Source organism: Salinicola sp. RZ23, from assembly GCF_003206675.1.
In the GTDB taxonomy this organism is placed as follows: Bacteria; Pseudomonadota; Gammaproteobacteria; order Pseudomonadales; family Halomonadaceae; genus Salinicola; species Salinicola endophyticus.
On record NZ_PZJK01000012.1, the window covers coordinates 14,844 to 33,813 of the forward strand.

Sequence of the window (18,970 nt, forward strand, 5' to 3'; positions counted from 1 at the left end):
GATGAACGATCCGTCGCCAAGGCACAGGGCGACAGCCGGCACCAACTGCCTTTCAGGCGGCGGGCGACGACGCTTGCTTGAGCGCCGGCCCCGACAGCACGCGAACGCCGATGTTACCCAGCAGGGTCGCACCGAGCATGGTCAACACCGTGGGCCAGGCGCTGGCCAGTTCGAAAGCCCCGACCAGCGCCCCCGCGACCGCCCCGCAGGTGAACTGCAAGCAGCCCTGAAGCGCCGTCGCGGTAGCACTCATGCGCGGAAAATGATCGAGCATCGATGACATGGCGTTGGGACTGATCAGCCCCTGCATGCCGACGAACACCACCATCAGCGGCGCCACGCTGTAGATCGAATCCAGCCCCGAGGCGACCAGCGCCACCAAACCGATGCCTGCACTCAACTGCACGCCGAGCCCCAGCAGCAGGTTCTGCTGCGGCGTGCGGCGCTTGAGCAGACGAATGTTGAGCCGGCTGGAGGAGGCCATGATCAGAATGTTGGCACCGAACACGAAGGGATAGAGCGTGGTCGAAAGCCCGTAGTGCTCCATATAGAGATAAGGCGAGCCGGTGATGAAGGCGAACATCCCGGCGAATGACATCGATACCGCACCGATATAGCCCATCGCCTCACGATGACGCAGCACGCTGCGGTAGTTGCCCAGGATCAGCCCCACCGAGGGCGCCTCGGGATCACGCCCGTGGGTCTCGGGCAGAAAGCGTCCCAGCAGCCACAGCACGAAGGCCGCATAGAGTGCCAGGAACAGAAAGATCAGCCACCAGTCGGCCAGGTGCAGCAGCGCGCTGCCCAGGGCGGGCGCCACCAGCGGCGCCATCATCAGAATCATCACCATGGTCGACATCACCTTGGCCGCCTCGCGCCCGCTGAAGCGGTCACGCACGATAGCCGCGGAGTTGACCACGCAGGCGCCTCCTCCCAGGGCCTGGACGAAGCGCCAGCCCCACAGCGTGGCCAGCGAGCCGACCTGGGTCAGCGCCAGGCTGGCGAGCAGGAAGACCCCCAACCCCGCCATCAGCACCGGCTTGCGGCCGAACCGGTCGGAGAGCGGCCCGCATACCAGCTGCCCCAGGGCAAAGCCGAGCAGGAACACGCTCAGCGATAGCTCGGTATGGTGAACACTGGCGCCGACGGAGGCCGCCAGCGCCGGCATGGCGGGCAGATAGGCATCGATCGCCAGCGGCGCCAGGGCAGTATTGGCGGCCACCAGCAGCGCCAGACGACGCGCGCTCAGCGGCGTCACATTAGACTCCTCGACAACACGACTTCCTCCTTGCGGCGAGCGGATGAGAGACACACGACCGCGGGCGGCGGTAGCACCAAGCCAGCCATTGCGGCCAACGGCCAGCGATGCCGCTGGCACGGTCGATGACGACACCTGAAGATGACGGCGACTGCCGCCAGGCCCCGGCCGGAATGCCGGAGCGATGATCACGCTCACCCGAGACGGGGTCGCGGGGGCGCAGGAAGAGAGACACGGTCAGCATCCCTGCCAGGCCAGTGACACCGGCGCAGGCGCGCGCGACAGCCCCGAGCCCCGCGGACTCACCGAGTCAGTGCGGGGAAGCCTTGGCGTGCTGGGACTCGAGCAGCTCGATCAGCGGCTGGAACTCGTGCCGATTGTGCTCGCTCATGTGCATGAGAATACGATGGGCCTCGAGAATGCGCTGCTGAATGGCTTTCTCGTCAGCCTCGACATGGGGCAGCTCGGCGAGCTCGGCCGGCTCGGTGAGCGGCGCCTCCACCAGGGTGAAGTAGCGCGCGAAGCCCATCACGTCCAGCATGCGCCGGACGTCGGGATGCTCGGCCACGATCGTCGGCGGCTGCTCCAGCCGCCCGCGCACCGCCAGTGCCACCTTGGCCAGGAAGCCCAGGGCGGTAGAGTCGACGTTGGTCGCTTCACGCAGATCGATCATGACCGCACGCAGGCCCGGCAGATCCGCCAGCCGCTGCGCCTCGGCATCGAGCGTCGCGCACAGCGTCAAGCGGACGTCGCCGCAGAGCTTGAGCACGAATACGCCCGAGTCGAAGGCCGCCTTGATTCGCCCTTCAATCATGCTCGAAACCACTCAGTGTCATCATGCTGAGATCATCCGGCAGTTGATCTCCCAGCGCCAATCCATCCTTCAGATCATCGACGCGGGTACAACGTGTCACGCGACGCTCGAGTTCCTTGAGCCGCGCATCCAGTGAAGCCGCCGGCAGGCACTCCAGCACACCATCGGAACAGAACCAGAGCTGGAATCGCTCGGGTAGCGGACAACCATAGATGGGGTACTCGACATCCGGAAACAACCCCACCGGCGGTCCTTCTCCGCCCAGGTAGCTCGCCCCTTCCTCGCTGACGAGGATCGGCATGGGCAGCTGAGCGCCGAGCGCATAGTGCAGAAAATGGCGCTCATGGTCCAGTACCCCGGCAAAGATCGTCGCGTGCTTGCCGATACCGGTCTCCAGCAGCTCGCGATTGAGCTCACCCAGCCAGCGCGAAGGAAACGCCTCCGGCAGCAGCGTGCGCCACTGTGACAGCCATCGGTTGCAGAGATACTTCAGCAGGACGGTGACGAATGCCGAGGAGGCACCGTGTCCGGCGACGTCGGCAAAATAGAAGAAACTGTAGCGCTCGTCGCAGCGCTGAAAATCGAGAAAATCCCCGGAGAGATAGAGCGAAGGCGCAAACCAGTAGTCGCAGCGCACGCCGCGGTGGGTCATACCCGGTGGCGGCAGCAGCTTGCGCTGCACGTGACCACCGGCGCGCTGATCCTCGCGCAGGATCTCCAGATGCTGCTCGAGACGGTCGTTGAGCGACTGAAGCTCTGCCCGGCTCTCGGCGTGGGCGCGCGCCAGGCGGTCGAGATCGAGTGCTCGGCACACCAGCCGGCGCAGAATGTCGGCATGCGCCAGCGGCTCGACCAGATAGTCGATCAGCCCGGCATCCATCGCCTTGTGCAGATCGCCGTCGCGGCGACTCTCGCTGACCACGATGGTCGGCTGCCCCTGGCTCAGGAGCTGCCAGCCGTCGTGCGAGACCGCACGCACGTGCGCCACGATCAGATCGCAGGCGCCCGGCAGCGCCGCCAGGGAGTGCGCTGCCACCACGCGCACGCCAAGGCGGGCGATCTCGCCCACCAGCATCTCGCGCTCCCGTCCCGGCAGGTCGATCACGCCGATCACGGGCTCATCGCTCAACGTTTTGGACACGAGGTCACTCGGCGAAGTCGTCTTCGCTGTATTTGAAATCGTTGCCGAAGTCACCGTTGGCGAACGGGTCCTTGCCCGCCTTGCCGTTGCTGATCAGGAACTGACGCCGCTGCAGGTAGGCATCGCGGATGAAGCTGTAGCGATCGCCCTGAATCAGCGACTCCTGATCGAGCAGACTCGCGCGCAGGTCGACGTAGCGCAGGAAGGTCAGACCGTAGCGCACCTTGTCATCTTCGACGTAGGTCACCGGATAGGTGTAGATATCGAGCGGCAGACCGCTGGTATCGCGCACCGTACTCGGACCGAGCACGGGCAGCACCAGATAGGGGCCGGAATCGACACCCCACACCGCCAGCGTCTGACCGAAGTCCTCCTCGTTCTCGTCGAGCCCCATGCGCGTGGCCGGATCGAGCAGACCACCGACACCCAGGATGGTGTTGATGACGAAGCGGCCCGACGCCGTCCCGGCATTGCCCCACTCCCACTGCAGCACGCTGTTGAACGCGGTGCGGATCTCGCCGAGGTTGGAGAAGAAGTTGCCGACGCTGTCGCGCACGGGTTCGGGGGTTACCGCCTTGTAGCCCTGAGCGACCGGCTTGAGCGCATAGCGGTCGAGCGTGTCGTTGAACTGATAGACGCCACGGTTGAACCCTTCCCACGGATCCTGTGGGTTGCTGTTCTCACCGCTGGAGGCACAGCCCCCCAGCGCCAAAGCGACAGCGGCGCCGCTCAGCCAATGGATCGATTTCATCAACACGCATTCCCTTTACGCAGTATGACACTGCCCGCACTGTAGCCCGCGCCGAACGAACACACCACCCCCACATCGCCCTCCTCGAGGTCGTCACGATGCAGATGCAGGGCGATGATCGAGCCGGCCGAGCTGGTATTGGCGTAGCGATCGAGGATGATCGGCGCCTCATGCTCGCTCACCTCGCGTCCCAGCACCCTACGCGCGATCAGATCGTTCATGTGGCGGTTGGCCTGGTGCAACCACAGCCGGGTGACCGACTCGCCGGTGAGAGATTGGCTCTCCAGATGCTCGAGGATCAGCTCTGCCACCATCGGGCAAACCTCCTTGAACACCTTGCGCCCCTCCTGCACGAACAGCTTGTCATCGGCGCTGCTGTCAGCCAGCCGGTTGAGGAAACCGAAATTATTGCGGATGGCGTTGGAGAAGCGCGTGGTCAGGCGCGTGCCGAGCACGGTGAAGTGCTCGCGCTCGCGAGCCAGATGGTCCGCCTCCAGGAGCACCGCGGTGCAGGCATCGCCGAAGATGAAGTGGCTATCGCGATCGCGGAAATCGAGATGCGCCGAGCAGATCTCGGGATTGACCACCAGCACCCGCTCGAGGCTCCCGGCGCGAATGGCATTGGTCGCCATGTCGATGGCGAAGGTGGCGCTGGAGCAGGCCACATTCATGTCGAAGGCATAGCCACCGGCCCCCAGTGCCGCCTGCAGCTCGACCGCCACCGCCGGATAGGGGCGCTGCAGATTGGAGCAGGCGACGATGATCAGATCGAGCTGATCGGCGCGGATGGCGGCCTGCTCGAGCGCCTGGCGCGCCGCCGCCAGGCCCATCTCGGCCTGCAGCGAGAGCGCCGCGTTGTCGCGCTCCTCGATCCGCGGGCGCATCCGCGCGGGATCGAGGATACCGCTCGCCTCCATGACGTAGCGGCTCTCGATGCCCGACGCCTTGAGAATGAACGCCTCGCTGGAGTGGGCCAGCGGCTCGCGCTCGCCGCGGGCGATGGCCTCGGCGTGGCGGGCGTTCTCGGCATCCACCCAGGTGTTGAAACTGGCGACCAGCGCCGCGTTGTCGATCGACTCCGGCGGCGTGAACAGGCCCGTCGCCGTAATGACGGCTTGCGTCATGACTCGCTCCTTATGCGGCGATAGCCGCAGTCCCTCTCAGTAGTGCGGCGAGCGCCGCAATCCCTCTCGATGGCGCGGCGAACCCCGCGCTCCCTGTCGATATCGTGCGGCCAGCACCTTCTAGCGCCTGTACCCCGCGCCAACCCCTGCAAGGCATGATACGCCGGAGGCCAGTGCCGGGATGCAGCGGCCTCATACCGCCTGCCCGGTGATCTCCCGCCAGCGCCGCGCCAGGCGCTTCTCCGAGACGCTCTCGAGCGTGCCCAACTGCTGGGCGAACAGCGAGACCCGAAACTCCTGCAGCCACCAGCCGAACTCGATCAGCTCGGCGGCCACCACGCCTTCGCGCTGGGCCGCCTGGCAGCGGGCATCGAGTCGGCTCTCCCACTCCTGCACCTGCTGCATCGCCAGCTGATCGCGGCGGCGGTCGCGTGGCGCCTTCTCCAGCCGGATCTCGGCGGCCTGCATGTAGCGCGGATAGTGTTCGAGCCAGGGCCCGGCATCGCGCACGAAGCCCGGATAGACCAGGCGCTGCATCTGCGCCTTGAGGTCACTGTAGCTCAGGGCCAGGGCGAAACTGACATTACCCTTGAGCTGCTTGGTCACCGCCAGATGCCCCTTCAGCGCCTTGTGCAGGTCATCGAGCAGCCGCTCGGCGTAGCCCACCAGATCACCCCGCCACTGCTCGAGGCGCGCATCGAAAGCCTCGCTCGAACGCGGCAGCGGGTCAGCCGCGACGGTCTGCGCCAGCACCGCATCGATCACGTCCTGGGTGAGCTGCTCGCGCGTGCCCACCTTGGTGAACAGCAGCGCACACGCCTTGAGCTGCGGCAGCTCCCGCTGCAGGTAGCGCACCAGCTCCGGAAGGCGGCGGCGCGCCAGCGCCACCACGCCATCCCGGTGCGCCGCTGCGGCGCGCTCGGCGTGGTCGAACCAGGCGATCTGGAGCGCTTCGCCAGCAGGCACCAGGGCCGGATAGACTTCGACCTGGATCCCCGCCTGGCGGCTGGTACTGGAGTCGGGCAGCGGCGTCTGCGGCAGTGCCTCCAGGGTCTCGCTGGGCGTCTCCTGCTGCTGCGCCATGGCGCGCGCGCCGGCCGCCGCGGCATCACCGAAGCGCTCACGCAGGGCGGCCAGGTCGCGCCCCTCGCCCAGTACCTGGCCCTCGTGGTCGACCACCCGCAGATTCATCACCAGATGCGGTTCGAGCTGATCGAGCCGCCATGCCGAGGGCTCCAGACGCACCCCGGTCTTGATCCTCAGGAACTCACCCAGTGCGACCTCCACCGGACGCGCATCGGGGGTCAGCGTCTGCAGCGCCGCATCGACCCAATCGGGGATCGGCACCACCTGGCGCCGCAACGGCTTGGGCAGCGCCTTGAGCAGCGCGATGCACTTGTCGCGCAACAGCCCCGGCACCAGCCACGACAGCCGCCCCTCCGGCAGCTGGGCCAGCATCACCGCGGGCACCGTGAGGGTCACGCCGTCGTCGCTCGCCCCCGGGGCGAAGTGATAGCTGAGCGGATAGCGCACGCCATTGAACACCAGCTCGTCGGGGTACTGCTCGACGCTGACGTCATCGGCCTCGCGCGCCATCAGCGCCGCCTTGTCGAGCTTCAGCAGCTCGGGCGTCTCGCGCTCGGCGCGCTTGCGCCAGGCTTCGAAGTCGCGCCCGCTGGCGACCTCGGCGGGAATCCGCTCATCGTAGAACGCGAACAGGGTCTCCTCGTCGACCAGGATGTCACGCTTGCGCGCGCGGTCCTCCAGCTCCTCGACCTCCGCCACCATCGAGCGGTTGTGAGCGAAGAACGCCGCACGGGTCTCGAAGTCGCCCTCCACCAGTGCGCGTCGGATGAACAGCTCGCGCGCCTCAGCCGGCGCCACCTTGGCGTAGTCGACGCGCCGGCCGCTGACGATCGGCAGCCCGAACAGGGTGACCTGCTCCAGCGCCACCACCTGGGCGCGCTTGCGCTCCCAGTGTGGGTCGCTGTAGGCACGCTTGACCAGATGCCCCGCCTGGGGCTCGATCCACTCCGGCTTGATGCGCGCACAGTCACGGGCAAACAGCCGACTGGTCTCGACCAGCTCACCGGCCATCACCCACTTGGGCGGTTTCTTGGCCAGCCCCGAGGCGGGATGGAGCATGAACTTGCGATTGCGCGCGCCGAGGAACTCACGGCTCTCCGGCTGCAGTTGGCCGAGATGCGAGAGCAGCCCGGCGAGCAGCGCCTGATGCAGGCGCGCCGCGTCCACCCTAGGTGCGGCCTCCTCCCCCTCGCCGGGCTGCATGGCACTGCTCGGTTCGAGCTTCATCTCGCGCACCAGCTGGCGCAGCTGGCGATAGGTATCGTGCCACTCGCGCAGGCGCAGATAACTCAGGTACTGGTCACGACACCAGCGCCGCAGCTGGCTGCCGGAGAGATCGTCGCGGGCCGCTTCGAAGCCCTGCCACAGATTGAGCCAGGCGACGAAGTCCGAATCGGGGTCATCCCACTGGCGGTGCTTCTGGTCGGCGGCCTGACGCTTCTCGGCCGGGCGCTCACGCGGATCCTGGGTGGCCAGCGCACTGACCACGATCAGCGCCTCGCGCAGACAGCCGAACTGTTCGCCGGCCAGTACCATGCGTCCCAGCCGCGGATCGATCGGCAGCCGCGACAGGCGTCGCCCGGTGTCGGTCAGACGCTCGCCGCCGTCCACCGCGCCGAGTTCGAACAGCAGCCGGTAGCCATCCTTGACCACGCGCGGATCGGGGGCGTCGACGAAGGGAAAGTCGAGCACCTCGCCGAGCTTGAGCGAGAGCATCGACAGGATCACCGCCGCCAGGTTGGTACGCTGGATCTCGGGCTCGGTGAACTCGGGCCGGGAGAGGAAGTCCTCTTCGCTGTAGAGACGAATGCACACGCCCTCGGCGACACGCCCGCAGCGCCCCTTGCGCTGATCGGCACTGGCCTGGCTCACCGGCTCGATCGGCAGCCGCTGCACCTTGGCGCGGAAGCTGTAGCGGCTCATGCGCACCAGCCCCGGGTCGATCACATAGCGGATGCCCGGCACCGTCAACGAGGTCTCGGCGACGTTGGTCGACAGCACGATACGGCGCCCGGCATGGCTCTGGAAGACACGGTTCTGCTCGGCGTTGGAGAGCCGCGCGTAGAGCGGCAGGATCTCGGTGCTCTTGAGCTCTAGCCGGCGCAGCAGATCGGCGGTCTCGCGAATCTCGCGCTCCCCGGGCAGGAAGATCAGGATATCCCGCGGCCCCGAGTACCAGCGCTTGTCGCGCTCGATCTGCTCGATCTCCTCGACCGCCGCCAAGATACCCTCCTGCAGCGTCAGATCCTCCTCGTCGCGGGCTTCTCGCACCAGTGGGCGGTAGCGCACCTCGACCGGGTAGGCACGCCCGGAGACCTCGACCACCGGCGCCGGACACGGCTTGCCGTCGACCTCGCGGGCAAAGTGGCGCGATAGCCGGTCGACGTCGATGGTGGCGGAGGTGATGATGATCTTGAGATCGGGCCGGCGCGCGCTGAGGCGCTTGAGATAACCGAGCAGGAAGTCGATGTTGAGGCTGCGCTCATGGGCCTCGTCGATGATGATCGCATCGTAGCGCAGCAGGTCGGGGTCGTGCTGGGTCTCGGCCAGCAGAATACCGTCGGTCATCAGCTTGACCAGGGTGGTGTCGCTGCTCTGGTCGGTGAAGCGCACCTGATAACCGACCTGCTCGCCCAACGGCACCTCGAGCTCCTCCGCCAGCCGGGTAGCCACCGAGCGCGCCGCCAGCCGCCGCGGCTGGGTATGCCCGATCATGCCGCGCCGGCCCAGGCCCAGCTCAAGACACAGCTTGGGCAGCTGAGTGGTCTTGCCCGAGCCTGTCTCGCCGGCCACTACCACCACCTGATGCTCGCGCAGCGCCTCGAGGATCGTCTCGCGCCGCGCCGCCACCGGCAGCGACTCCGGATAGTCGAGGGTGACGCGCTGCTGGCGCCGGCGCTCGGCCTGCGACTGTGAGGCCTCGACCCGGGTCTCGATCTCGCCCAACGAGCGGTCGATCGGCTTGCCCTCGCGGGCGCGCCGTTCGAGCCGCGCCAGGCGCCCGCGCAGGGCATGGGCATCGTGCAGCAGACAGGCGTCGAGCCGTGCCTGCAATTGAGTCAGAGCTTGGGAAGCGTTGGCAGCGGTGGCGCTCAAGAGATCCTCGACATCGACAGTCCGGTGAAGTCCGCCGCTAGTGTGGTGCCCCCACAAATATCATCCAATCATATCGGCCCATGGCGCCGCCATGCGGCGTTGCTCGTCGTTGCCATAGACCCCACTATGACGCCTCCTCACGCCTGGCCTGACAACACCATGCATCCGATATGTCTTTGCGTTACTTGTGGGACACCACGCTAGACCACGGCGAACCCACCATTGTAGCGCCGAAACTGCACTAACTCACGTCGAGGCCCCGCTATCGGCAGCCTGATGGCCATCGCGCAGCTCGCGCCGCAGTACCTTGCCGACGTTGCTCTTGGGCAGCTCGTCGCGCAGTTCGACGAACTTCGGCACCTTGTAGCCGGTCAGCTCCTTCTTGCACCACTGACGCAGCGCCTGGGGATCGAGCCCCTCATGACGCGCCACCACGAACAGCTTGATCGCCTCGCCGCTCTCCTCGTCGGGCACCCCCACCGCGGCGGCTTCGAGCACGTCCGGGTGCCCCACGACCACTTCCTCGATCTCGTTGGGGTAGACGTTGAACCCCGAGACCAGAATCATGTCCTTCTTGCGGTCGACGATCTTGACGTAGCCATCCTCCTGCACCACCGCCATGTCACCGGTGCGCAGCCAGCCATCATCGCTGAGCGTCTTGGCGGTATCCTCCGGGCGATTCCAGTAGCCCTTCATCACCTGCGGCCCCTTGATGCACAGTTCGCCACTCTCCCCCGGTGGCAGCGCGCGACCTTCGTCATCGACCACTCGCACCTCGGTGCCCGCCACCGGCCGGCCGATAGTGCCGATCTGCGGCGCCTCGGGCGGATTGACCAGGGCGATCGGCGAGGTCTCGGTCAAGCCGTAGCCCTCGACGATGCCGTTGCCGGTCACCTCCTGCCAGCGCTTGGCCGCGGCCTGGGTCAGCGCCATGCCGCCGGAGATGGTGAACTTGAGCTGCGAGAAGTCGAGCGCCTTGAAGTCGTCGCGCTGGCACAGGGCGTTGAACAGGGTGTTGAGCCCGACGAAGACGCTGAACGGCGTCTGGGAGAGCGTCTTGACGAAGCCGGCAATGTCCCGCGGGTTGGGAATCAGCACGTTGTGCTGACCGGTGGTCATCGCATACAGGCAGTTCACGGTGAAGGTGTAGATGTGATAGCACGGCAGCGGCGCAATGATCGTCTCGCGACCGTTCTCCAGCGTGTCGCCGAGTAGTTGCTGGGTCTGCAGCATGTTGGCGATCAGGTTGCGGTGCGTCAGCATCGCGCCCTTGGCCACCCCGGTGGTACCGCCGGTGTACTGCAGCACGGCGATCTCTTCATCCTGCCCCGACGCGACCGTGGCCGCAGGCCCACCACCGGCCAGGGTGCGCCGGAAATCGACCGCCTGGGGCAGCGAGTAGGCGGGCACCATCTTCTTGACCCGCCGCACCACGAAATTGATCAGCGCCCGCTTGGGCCAGTCGTGCAGGTCGCCCATTTCGGTGACCACCACATGGCGGATCTCGGTCTGGTCGAGCACGTTCTCGAGCTTCTGGGCCATGTTGGCCAGTACCACGATCGCCTTGGCCCCGGCGTCACGGAACTGATGGCGCATCTCGCGCTCGGTGTAGAGCGGATTGGTGTTGACGATCACCAGGCCGGCGCGCAGCGCGCCGAACACCGCCACCGGAAACTGCAGCACGTTGGGCAGCTGGATGGCGATGCGATCGCCCGGCTCGAGATCGGTGTGGGTCTGCAGCCAGGCAGCGAAGCGATCGGCGAGGCGATCGATATCGGCATAGCTCAGGGTCTTGCCCATGCAGCTGAACGCCGGTTTGTCGGCGTAGCGGCGACAGGCATCGGCGATGATGTCGTTGATCGAGTGAAAGGTCTCGAGACCCGTCAGGGGCACTCCGGACTCGACGTAAGCGTTCGCGCTGTCACCCATGGGATCTCCTTGATAAGCCTTGAATAACTCACTTATATCAGGTTCCCCGCGCGACGGCGCTGCCACCAAGGTGGTAACAGCGCCTTTACAGGGAGGGCTCCGAGCGCCGCGCCCGACGTCGCCGGCTGGCGGCGCGGCGCCAGCGTTCGAGCAGCAGCAGCAACACCAGCAGCGCGATCACGATCCAGGTGACCGGCCGCTGGGCATAACGCTCGACATAGGGGCGCGCAACCTGCCAGCCTTCGCGCGCCTTGGTCACGGCCGCATCGGCCATCTGCGACGCCGACAAGCCATCGGTGAAACTGTCGTCGCTACCACTGCCCAAACTATCGTCCTGCTCCCGCTGCTGGCTCTGCACCGCACTTGATAGATCGGCCCCGGTGAGCCCCACCGCGGCATCGGGGTTCAAACGCACGATGGGCAGGTCGAAGTGCAAGGTACGACCATCGAGGTCGGCCTCGGCGGAGATCGTCACCGGCAGCGAGGCATTGGGATCGGTACGCGGCACCTCTACCGCCCAGGTGCGCGCATCGAGGCGCTGGACCGTCAGCGGGCTGCCGGTGAGCTCGGCGCTGAGCCGCGTGTTGTCGGCATTGAGGTCGGGGTGGTTGGCACGGATCACGATGCGCGAGCCGTCCTGGCTGAGCTCGGCGCTGAGTGCCGCGACCACGTTGACCGCCTGCACCCGCTGGCGAATCAGGCGATCGCTGCGCGCGGTGATCACCAGGCGCGCGTTGCCCAGCTGCGCTGCGCCGGGCAGCTCACCGCGGAAGTGCCCCGCCTGGGGCGATAGCGTCGTCTGCGCCAGCAGATTGCCATCGAGGTCACGCAGCTCGGCGCGCACCGTGAGCCCGGCCGGTAGCGCATCGCCCTCCAGACGCTGACCCTGCGCTTCCAGCCACACATCCAGCGGCGTCGTGAAACCGCGGTAGAGGGTCGCCGGCAGCGCCGCACTGCGCAGCGCGATATCGGCACGAATGCCGATCCGACTGTCGCCGCCGATGGCGCCCTCGATCCGCCACTCGCCGGGCGTCGGATCGGGCACCTTGATCAGATCGTAGCGGTCGCTGCTCTGCCACTCGACCCGACCGGGATGGTCGTCGCGGGAATAGCGCTGGCCGTCGGGGCCGATCAGTACCGGCGAGCCGGCCTCCGGCGCGTGGAACAGCAGCGCGTTGAAGGCCTGGATATCGTCATCGACGGTGAAGCGCTGCTGCGCATCGATGGGCACCTGGTCTCCCGGCAGGATACGGTCGAGCACGTCGAGGAAGGCGCGCAGCAACTGATCCGGCGTATCGGCCACCACCGCCAGACCGCCGGTGGTCTGCGCCACCTGCTCGAGCAGCGGCAGGTCGACGTTGCGCGACAGCGCGATCAGATGGACGGCCACCCCCTCTGCCGCCAGCTTGGGCGCCAGCTCGGTGATGACCCGCTGCCGCGAGGCCGCGTCCTGCTGTCGCTTGTCGCCGCCGGTGGCGGGCAGGTCGATCATGCCGTCGGTGAGCAGGATCAGATGGCGATTGGGCCCCTGGGGCGGCGCGGCGGCGGCGCGGGTCAGGGCCCGCTCGATATCGGTGAACTGCTGGTAGTCGGTGAGCTGCGGCATCAGCTGGCTCACCCGCTGACGCCAGGCATCGTCGACCCCGGCATCGGGAACCGGGTTGGCCACGGTGGTACCGAAGGTCCAGATGGAGCCGCGCGCCTCCTGCGGCAGCAGGATAGCGGCGAGATCCAGCGCGTTGGCGCGCAGGTTGCTGGGGTCGTTCTGCTTCATGCTGCCGGAGACATCGACCACGATTCTGACGTCCGGCGCCGTCTGCGCCAGCACCCAGCCCGGCAGCAGACCGAACAGACATACCAGCCATACCCTCAACGCACGCATGCCGCGCTTCCTTCTTGCCACCCGGCTCCGACGCTGGCGTGCGCACGAAACCCTGTCCAAAAAAAGCGCCGGCGCGACTCCGCCCCGGCCGCCCACTGAAGCCCCGCAGGCGAGGCCGAATCAGCCGACCATCGGTTCGCGGCGACCGCCACCCTTGCCACGCCCACCCGTCTTTTTCGTGGCGGCAGCACGGGTGGCACCCGACGGCTGTCTGCCGCCGCGGCCACCGGAGCGATCCTCGTCATCGCCGCGGCGACGCAGTCTGCGCCACGCCAGCGCGCCGACGACCGCACCGAGCGCCGCCCCCAGCAGTAGCAGCGGCAGCGCACCGAAGACCTGACTACTGTCGTGTTGCAGCACCCCTACCGCCATCACCACGATGGCCGGGGCCAGACCGGAGTAGGTCTCCCCCGGCTGCAACAGTGGCAGGGTGAAGGGGGCGACCATCCACAGCGCCCCGGCGACCACGCCGACCAGCACCAGACGCGGCAACAGCGGCAACAGCCGCACCCCCAGATAGCCGGTGACCAGAACCACACAGGAGAGGGCAGCGTAGCTCAGCCACAGCTGCGGCAGGGAATCGGAAAACAGCATGATGACGACTCTCGATTCGAACGGTTTGGGACATGGTACACTCCCCGCCTGGAAAGCACAGCCGCCCGGGGTCCGTGCCAGAGGGTCGGGTCGCGGCGGCGTTCTCGCCATGCGACTTACCCACCCGAGCAGCCCGATCGCCTATGCCCCGCGCCCAGACCCCCGAGCCCTCCCCCGTCAGCCACTTCCGCCGTGACGACGACCCCGCCTGGCACTGGCTGGAGTCACGCGACGACCCTCAGGTGAAGGCCTTCCTGCGCGCCGCCAACCGCCAGAGCGACGGCTTCTTCGCGCCGCTGAAGCCCCTCGAGGATGCGCTCTACGACGGTCATCTGGCGCGCCGCGAACTCGCCGTCACCGGGTTGCCGACCACGCTCAGCCACTACCGTTACTGGAGCGAGACCGCCGCCGACGCCGACTATCCGCGCTGGTGGCGCCAGGCATGCCACGCTGATGCTGACGTCGGCCCCGAACTGATCCTCGATCTGCAGGCGCGGGCCGCCGATCACGCCTTTCTCGAGCTCGGCGACATGGCGCTCTCCCCCGACGAAGGCTGGCTGGCCTGGACCGAGGACGTCAGTGGCAACGAGTTCTTCGATCTCTATCTCAAGCAGTTGCCGGACGGCGAACCGCGCCGGCTGCGCCGGCGTCTGGGGCCGGAGCTTTTATGGGCCGAGGACAATCGTACCCTGCTCTTTACCCGCTACGACGCCACCCAGCGCCCCGCCAGCGTCTGGCGGCTATGCGTGGAGAGCGACCGCTGCGCCAAGCTGTTCGAAGAGCCCGACGTCGAGTTCTGGGTCGGCGTGGGCAAGACCCGCTCGCGCCAGTGGCTGGTGATCGAGACCGCCTCCAAGGACACCGCCGAGTGCCATCTGATCCCCGCCGCCGAGCCCGAGCGCGCACCGCGCTGCGTGCGCCCGCGGGAAAGCGGCATCGAGTACGGCATCGACCACCGCGGTGACACCTTCTATGTGCTGCACAATCGCGATGCTGCCCACTTCCGCCTCGATACCGCTCCGGTGAGTGCGCCCGATCAGTGGCAGCCGCTGGTGGGGCATCGCGAGGATGTCACCCTCGAGGGCGTCGACGCCTTCGCCTGGGGCCTGATGCTCACCGAACGCGACCACCACGAGGCCCAGGTCTATCTGCGCGCGATCGAACTCACGCCGGGCACTGACACCAGCGCTGCCGCTGACGTACCCGGCTATCGTCTGCCGCTGCCGGAGGCGCCATGCAGCCTGGCACTGGGTGACACACCGGACTTCCACGCCCGCCGCCTGCGCCTGCGCGAGGAGTCGTTCACACTCCCCGTGCGCTGGGTCGAGCACGATCTCGACAGCGGCGAGCAGCGCCTGCTCAAGCGTCAGACACTGCACGGCGACCTGCAGCCGGCGCAGTTGACCTGCCGCCGCCTGTGGGCGAAGGGCCACGACGGCGAGCGCATCCCGGTCTCGGTGGTCGCCCGCGCCGACCTGCTGGGGCAGACGCCGATGCCGACCCTGCTCTACGGCTACGGCGCCTATGGTGAGGTGCTCGACCCCTGGTTCTCGGTGGCCCGGCTCGAGCTGCTCGCGCGCGGGGTCGCCTTCGCCGTGGCCCACGTGCGCGGCGGCGGCGACCGCGGCGAGCCTTGGTACCTGGCCGGCAAGCTGGAGCACAAGGAGAACAGCTTCCGCGACTTCCTCGCCGCACGCCACGCCCTGGTCGACTCAGGCCTCGCCGCCCCCGAGCGTATCGCCGCCTACGGCGCCAGCGCCGGCGGCCTGCTGGTCGGCGCCAGCCTCAACCTGGAGCCGACCGCGTTCTGCGCCGCGGTCCTCGACGTACCCTTCGTCGACGTGCTGCGCACCATGGAGAATCCCGACCTGCCGTTGACCACGGCGGAGTACACCGAGTGGGGCAACCCCGAGGAGCCCGCCGCGCGTCGGCGCATTCGCAACTATTCGCCGCTGGACAACCTGACCCCGCAGCCCTACCCCAGTGTGCTGCTGCAGGGCAGCTGGCACGACTCCCGGGTCCCCTACTGGGAACCGGCCAAGCTCTATGCACGCATGACCGAGCTCGACAGCGCCCGCGGCCCGGTGCTGCTGCGCACCGATATGGCAGCCGGTCACGGCGGCGCCTCCGGGCGCTTCAAGGCGTGGCGCGACAACGCCCGCCAGGACGCCTTCCTGCTGTGGGCCCTGGGCGTCGCAGAGCCGCAGGTGTCACCGGGTGAGCCGCAGCAGGAAGCCGAGTGAAATGCGAATACGGCCGGCCCCACGGGCCGGCCGCAGCAGGAGGCGATGACCCGTGGGTTCGCAGGGCAGCCAGAGATGCTGAGGGAGGGGTCAGTCGCGTAGCGGCAGGATATCGATGATGTGCGCTTCGTAGTCCGCCTCGTCGACCTCGCGCTCACTCACCGCGAAGTGGCGCACGCTCATGCCACGGGCGTGCATGCGCCGATCGTCGCCGCTGCGCAACGGGTGCCAGCTGGCCAGCTTGCGCCCCTCGGACAGGCGGCGATAGGCGCAGCTGTGCGGCAACCAGTGGAACTCATCGAGATTGGCGAGACTGAGCTGGGTACACTCCGGCACCCGCTCGAAGCGGTGGGCATAGTCGCCGCAGCGGCAACTGTCGATATCAAGCAGGCGGCAGGCGACATTGAGCGTGGCCACGTCGCCGCTCTCCGGGTGCTCCATCTTGACCAGGCAGCACTTGCCACAGCCGTCGCACAGCGCCTCCCACTCCTGCGGCGTCAGCTCCTCGAGCGTGAACCGTTCCCAGAATCGCTCACGCATGGGGCGGCTCATCCCTATCGCGGGGAGTGAACAGATCGAGCAGATAGCCCTCCTTGGCCGGAGGCATCTGCAGATAGAAACCCTGAGCGCGGATCGCCGCCATCACTTGGTGGACATCGACCCGAGCCAGCGGCCGCTCGGCGCGCAGCAGCAGGGTCATCACCGGCAGCGGGCGGCCGAAGCGCTCGCGCAGCGCCTCCGGCACCGCCGCCATGCCCTGCGCCTTGTCGAGATAAAGATACATCTCGTCGAGGCGGGCGCTCTTGACCACTTCACACAGCAGATGCCGCTCGCTGTCGCTCATGCCGCCCCCTCCAGCTCGGCCAGCGCGGTGCGCCAGGGGGCCGCCAGGCATTCACCCCGCCAGCCGCCGGGCAGCGGCAGCGCCTGGCCACCGAGGTGCGCCGCCGCGATCGCCTCCATCTCGGCGCGATTGGAGAGCCGCTCCGGCGCCAGTCCCAGCGCCGCGGCACGCTCGCCGACCACCTGCTTGAGCGCCTTCATGCGCCGCTTGAAGGCCGGCGCGGTGGGTACCGGGGGCGGTGTCGGCAGCGTCTCCTCGTCGGCGTGCTGCGCCTGTTTGACCAGCGCCAGCAGCGCATCCCCTTCACGCTTGACCAGCGCCGGCGTCACACCGTCGGCCGCGGCCAGCTCAAAACGGTTGGCGGGCATCGCCTCGGCGATCGCCAACAGCAGTCCATCCTTGGCCAGCCACCCCCGCGGCGTATCGCGACGGCGCACCTCCGCCTCGCGCCAGCGCGTCATCAGACGGTAGGCCTCGACCTGACGCGGCGTCAGCCGCCACAGCTGACGCTGACGCAGATACCAGCGCTCGCCGGCATTGACGTCGCGCCCGGCGCCGAGCGCAGCGCACTCCTCGTAAAGCCACGCCAGCCGCCCCTGCGCCTCCAGCGCCTGGCGCTGCTGCGACCAGATCTCGGGCAGGAAATAGACGTCGAGCGCCGCGTAGTCGAGCTGCGCCGCACTCAGCGGACGCTCGAGCCAGTTGGAGCGGGTCTCCTCCTTGGGCAGATCGACCCCACAGCGCGCCTGTACCAGCCCGCGATAGCCGATCGCCGCCGACTCACCCAGCAGCGACTCGGCGACCTGGGTGTCGATGAGCGGCGCGACCTCGACCCCGGCCCACAGCGCCAGCACCTCGAGATCCTCGCTGCAGGCGTGGATCAGCTTGGGCGCACCGCCGGCGAGCAGCGCACGCAGCGCCTCGTCCGCCGCCACCGCCTGGGGATCGATGAGATAGATACGCTCGCCGGCGCTGAGCTGCACCAGCGCCGGCACCGGGTAGAAACTGGTCTCGCGGAAGAACTCGGTGTCCAGCGCCAGCACCTCGGCGTCGGCCAGGGCGGCACAGGCGGCGGCGAGACCCGCCGGCGTATCGATCCATTCAATGGGAGTGTCGACAGTCATTCGGACTCTTTCATGGTTGAGCGCGTCACGGCCGCGGCCGCGTTACGTGTGAAGACGCTGGATACGGCAAGATGCGGCGTGGCGCAAAGCCCCGCCGCCATCCAGGCGGCACCCGCGGAGGGGTCGCACGGGGCCCGACTCACTCGCGGGCGAAGGGCTGGCGCCCGAGGAAGGCGCGACTGAGCGTGCCGCCATCGACATACTCGAGCTCCCCGCCCATGGGCACCCCGTAGGCCAGGCGCGAGAGCTTGGCCGCCTGCCCCACCAGATGTTCGGCGATATAGTGCGCGGTTGCCTCGCCCTCGACCGTGGGGTTGGTGGCGAGAATCACCTCATCGACCGTCTCTGCCGCCAACCGTGCCTCCAGTTGATCGAGACCGATGTCGTCGGGACCGATACCGTCGAGCGGCGAAAGGTGGCCATGCAGCACGAAGTACTGGCCGCGATAGCCGCCAGCCTGTTCGATCGCCAGCATGTCGGCCGGCGACTCGACCACGCACAGCAGCCGCGGGTCGCGTCGCGCGTCCTGACACACGCCGCACAGCGTCTCTTCGGTCAGGGTGCGGCAGCGCTCGCAGTAGCCGACCGACTCCACCGCCTGCACCAGGGCCTCGGCCAGCCGGCGGCCACCGTCACGGTCACGTTCGAGCAGATGCAGCGCCATACGCTGGGCAGTCTTGGGTCCGACTCCCGGCAGCACGCGCAGGCTCTCCAGCAGCTGTTCGACCAGCGGCGAAAAGCTCATCAGAACGGCAGCTTCATGCCCGGCGGCAGATTGAGGCCGGAGGAGACCTCTTCCATGCGTGACTTGGACTGGCTCTCCACCTTGCGCGACGCGTCATTGACCGCGGCGGCGAGCAGGTCCTCGAGCAGCTCCTTGTCTTCCTGCATCAGCGAGGGATCGATCTCGACCCGGCTGACGTCATGCCGACCATTCATGGTGACCTTGATCATGCCGGCACCAGCTTCGCCCGAGACTTCCATCTGGGCGATCTCTTCCTGCACCTGCTGCATCTTTTCCTGCATTTCCTGAGCCTGCTTCATCAGGTTGCCCATGCCACCTTTGAACATCTCGCACTCCTTG

Annotated in this window: 15 protein-coding genes; 1 reads left to right on the forward strand and 14 read right to left on the reverse strand. The window is 67.6% G+C overall.

Annotated features, from left to right (window positions below; translation table 11 throughout):
• Positions 1-52: 52 nt before the first annotated feature.
• The 9 genes from DOM67_RS11975 to DOM67_RS12015 form a co-directional block, all read right to left on the reverse strand.
• The gene (locus DOM67_RS11975) at positions 53-1,258 is read right to left on the reverse strand and encodes a Bcr/CflA family multidrug efflux MFS transporter (protein ID WP_110676160.1); all 1,206 of its coding nucleotides are present in this window, start codon (positions 1,256-1,258) and stop codon (positions 53-55) included.
• 310 nt (positions 1,259-1,568) lie between these two features.
• Positions 1,569-2,072: an STAS domain-containing protein gene (locus tag DOM67_RS11980; protein ID WP_110676162.1), complete on the reverse strand. Its 504-nt coding sequence runs from the start codon at positions 2,070-2,072 to the stop codon at positions 1,569-1,571.
• The gene (locus DOM67_RS11985; protein ID WP_110676354.1) at positions 2,065-3,147 is read right to left on the reverse strand and encodes a PP2C family protein-serine/threonine phosphatase; all 1,083 of its coding nucleotides are present in this window, start codon (positions 3,145-3,147) and stop codon (positions 2,065-2,067) included. The genes DOM67_RS11980 and DOM67_RS11985 overlap by 8 nt, the downstream gene beginning before the upstream one ends.
• A gap of 70 nt (positions 3,148-3,217) precedes the next feature.
• Positions 3,218-3,964 (reverse strand): VacJ family lipoprotein, encoded by a 747-nt coding sequence (locus DOM67_RS11990; protein ID WP_110676164.1) that lies wholly within the window; start codon positions 3,962-3,964, stop codon positions 3,218-3,220.
• A complete protein-coding gene (locus DOM67_RS11995) occupies positions 3,964-5,088 on the reverse strand; it encodes a beta-ketoacyl-ACP synthase III (protein WP_110676166.1) in 1,125 nt (374 codons plus the stop codon). Before DOM67_RS11995 ends, DOM67_RS11990 begins: the two co-directional genes overlap by 1 nt.
• Before the next feature lie 192 nt (positions 5,089-5,280).
• The gene (hrpA, locus tag DOM67_RS12000) at positions 5,281-9,270 is read right to left on the reverse strand and encodes an ATP-dependent RNA helicase HrpA (RefSeq protein WP_110676168.1); all 3,990 of its coding nucleotides are present in this window, start codon (positions 9,268-9,270) and stop codon (positions 5,281-5,283) included.
• Positions 9,271-9,516: 246 nt separating this feature from the next.
• Positions 9,517-11,199: an AMP-binding protein gene (locus DOM67_RS12005; protein ID WP_110676170.1), complete on the reverse strand. Its 1,683-nt coding sequence runs from the start codon at positions 11,197-11,199 to the stop codon at positions 9,517-9,519.
• Positions 11,200-11,284: 85 nt separating this feature from the next.
• The gene (locus DOM67_RS12010) at positions 11,285-13,081 is read right to left on the reverse strand and encodes a vWA domain-containing protein (RefSeq protein ID WP_110676171.1); all 1,797 of its coding nucleotides are present in this window, start codon (positions 13,079-13,081) and stop codon (positions 11,285-11,287) included.
• Between the two features lie 120 nt (positions 13,082-13,201).
• Complete coding sequence (locus DOM67_RS12015; RefSeq protein ID WP_110676172.1) at positions 13,202-13,675, reverse strand: hypothetical protein; 474 nt, start codon at positions 13,673-13,675, stop codon at positions 13,202-13,204.
• A gap of 143 nt (positions 13,676-13,818) precedes the next feature.
• On the opposite strand from DOM67_RS12015, the gene DOM67_RS12020 reads away from it, so the two are divergent.
• Positions 13,819-15,918, forward strand: coding sequence for a prolyl oligopeptidase family serine peptidase (locus DOM67_RS12020; RefSeq protein WP_110676174.1), 2,100 nt, complete (start codon positions 13,819-13,821; stop codon positions 15,916-15,918).
• A 90-nt stretch (positions 15,919-16,008) separates the two neighbouring features.
• On the opposite strand, the gene DOM67_RS12025 is transcribed toward DOM67_RS12020, so the two are convergent.
• The 5 genes from DOM67_RS12025 to DOM67_RS12045 form a co-directional block, all read right to left on the reverse strand.
• Positions 16,009-16,458: a YcgN family cysteine cluster protein gene (locus tag DOM67_RS12025; RefSeq protein WP_232825236.1), complete on the reverse strand. Its 450-nt coding sequence runs from the start codon at positions 16,456-16,458 to the stop codon at positions 16,009-16,011.
• Entirely contained in the window at positions 16,451-16,762 is a 312-nt protein-coding gene (locus DOM67_RS12030) for a YcgL domain-containing protein (protein WP_110676178.1), read from the reverse strand. Before DOM67_RS12030 ends, DOM67_RS12025 begins: the two co-directional genes overlap by 8 nt.
• Positions 16,759-17,886 carry an HRDC domain-containing protein gene (locus tag DOM67_RS12035; protein ID WP_110676180.1) on the reverse strand — a complete coding sequence of 376 codons (1,128 nt, stop codon included), beginning with the start codon at positions 17,884-17,886 and terminating at the stop codon, positions 16,759-16,761. The genes DOM67_RS12030 and DOM67_RS12035 overlap by 4 nt, the downstream gene beginning before the upstream one ends.
• A gap of 139 nt (positions 17,887-18,025) precedes the next feature.
• Complete coding sequence (gene recR, locus DOM67_RS12040; protein ID WP_110676182.1) at positions 18,026-18,631, reverse strand: recombination mediator RecR; 606 nt, start codon at positions 18,629-18,631, stop codon at positions 18,026-18,028.
• Positions 18,631-18,957, reverse strand: a complete 327-nt coding sequence (locus DOM67_RS12045) for a YbaB/EbfC family nucleoid-associated protein (RefSeq protein ID WP_035473656.1) — start codon at positions 18,955-18,957, stop codon at positions 18,631-18,633. Before DOM67_RS12045 ends, recR begins: the two co-directional genes overlap by 1 nt.
• Positions 18,958-18,970 lie beyond the last annotated feature (13 nt).

Coding starts and splice junctions, on each gene's coding strand:
- DOM67_RS11980 (WP_110676162.1), bottom strand. CDS start 2,072: ATGATTGAAGGGCGAATCAAGGCGGCCTTCGACTCGGGCGTATTCGTG.
- DOM67_RS11985 (WP_110676354.1), bottom strand. CDS start 3,147: ATGCTGGTGGGCGAGATCGCCCGCCTTGGCGTGCGCGTGGTGGCAGCG.
- DOM67_RS11990 (WP_110676164.1), bottom strand. CDS start 3,964: ATGAAATCGATCCATTGGCTGAGCGGCGCCGCTGTCGCTTTGGCGCTG.
- DOM67_RS11995 (WP_110676166.1), bottom strand. CDS start 5,088: ATGACGCAAGCCGTCATTACGGCGACGGGCCTGTTCACGCCGCCGGAG.
- DOM67_RS12005 (WP_110676170.1), bottom strand. CDS start 11,199: ATGGGTGACAGCGCGAACGCTTACGTCGAGTCCGGAGTGCCCCTGACG.
- DOM67_RS12010 (WP_110676171.1), bottom strand. CDS start 13,081: ATGCGTGCGTTGAGGGTATGGCTGGTATGTCTGTTCGGTCTGCTGCCG.
- DOM67_RS12015 (WP_110676172.1), bottom strand. CDS start 13,675: ATGCTGTTTTCCGATTCCCTGCCGCAGCTGTGGCTGAGCTACGCTGCC.
- DOM67_RS12020 (WP_110676174.1), top strand. CDS start 13,819: ATGCCCCGCGCCCAGACCCCCGAGCCCTCCCCCGTCAGCCACTTCCGC.
- DOM67_RS12025 (WP_232825236.1), bottom strand. CDS start 16,458: ATGCGTGAGCGATTCTGGGAACGGTTCACGCTCGAGGAGCTGACGCCG.
- DOM67_RS12030 (WP_110676178.1), bottom strand. CDS start 16,762: ATGAGCGACAGCGAGCGGCATCTGCTGTGTGAAGTGGTCAAGAGCGCC.
- DOM67_RS12035 (WP_110676180.1), bottom strand. CDS start 17,886: ATGACTGTCGACACTCCCATTGAATGGATCGATACGCCGGCGGGTCTC.
- recR (WP_110676182.1), bottom strand. CDS start 18,631: ATGAGCTTTTCGCCGCTGGTCGAACAGCTGCTGGAGAGCCTGCGCGTG.
- DOM67_RS12045 (WP_035473656.1), bottom strand. CDS start 18,957: ATGTTCAAAGGTGGCATGGGCAACCTGATGAAGCAGGCTCAGGAAATG.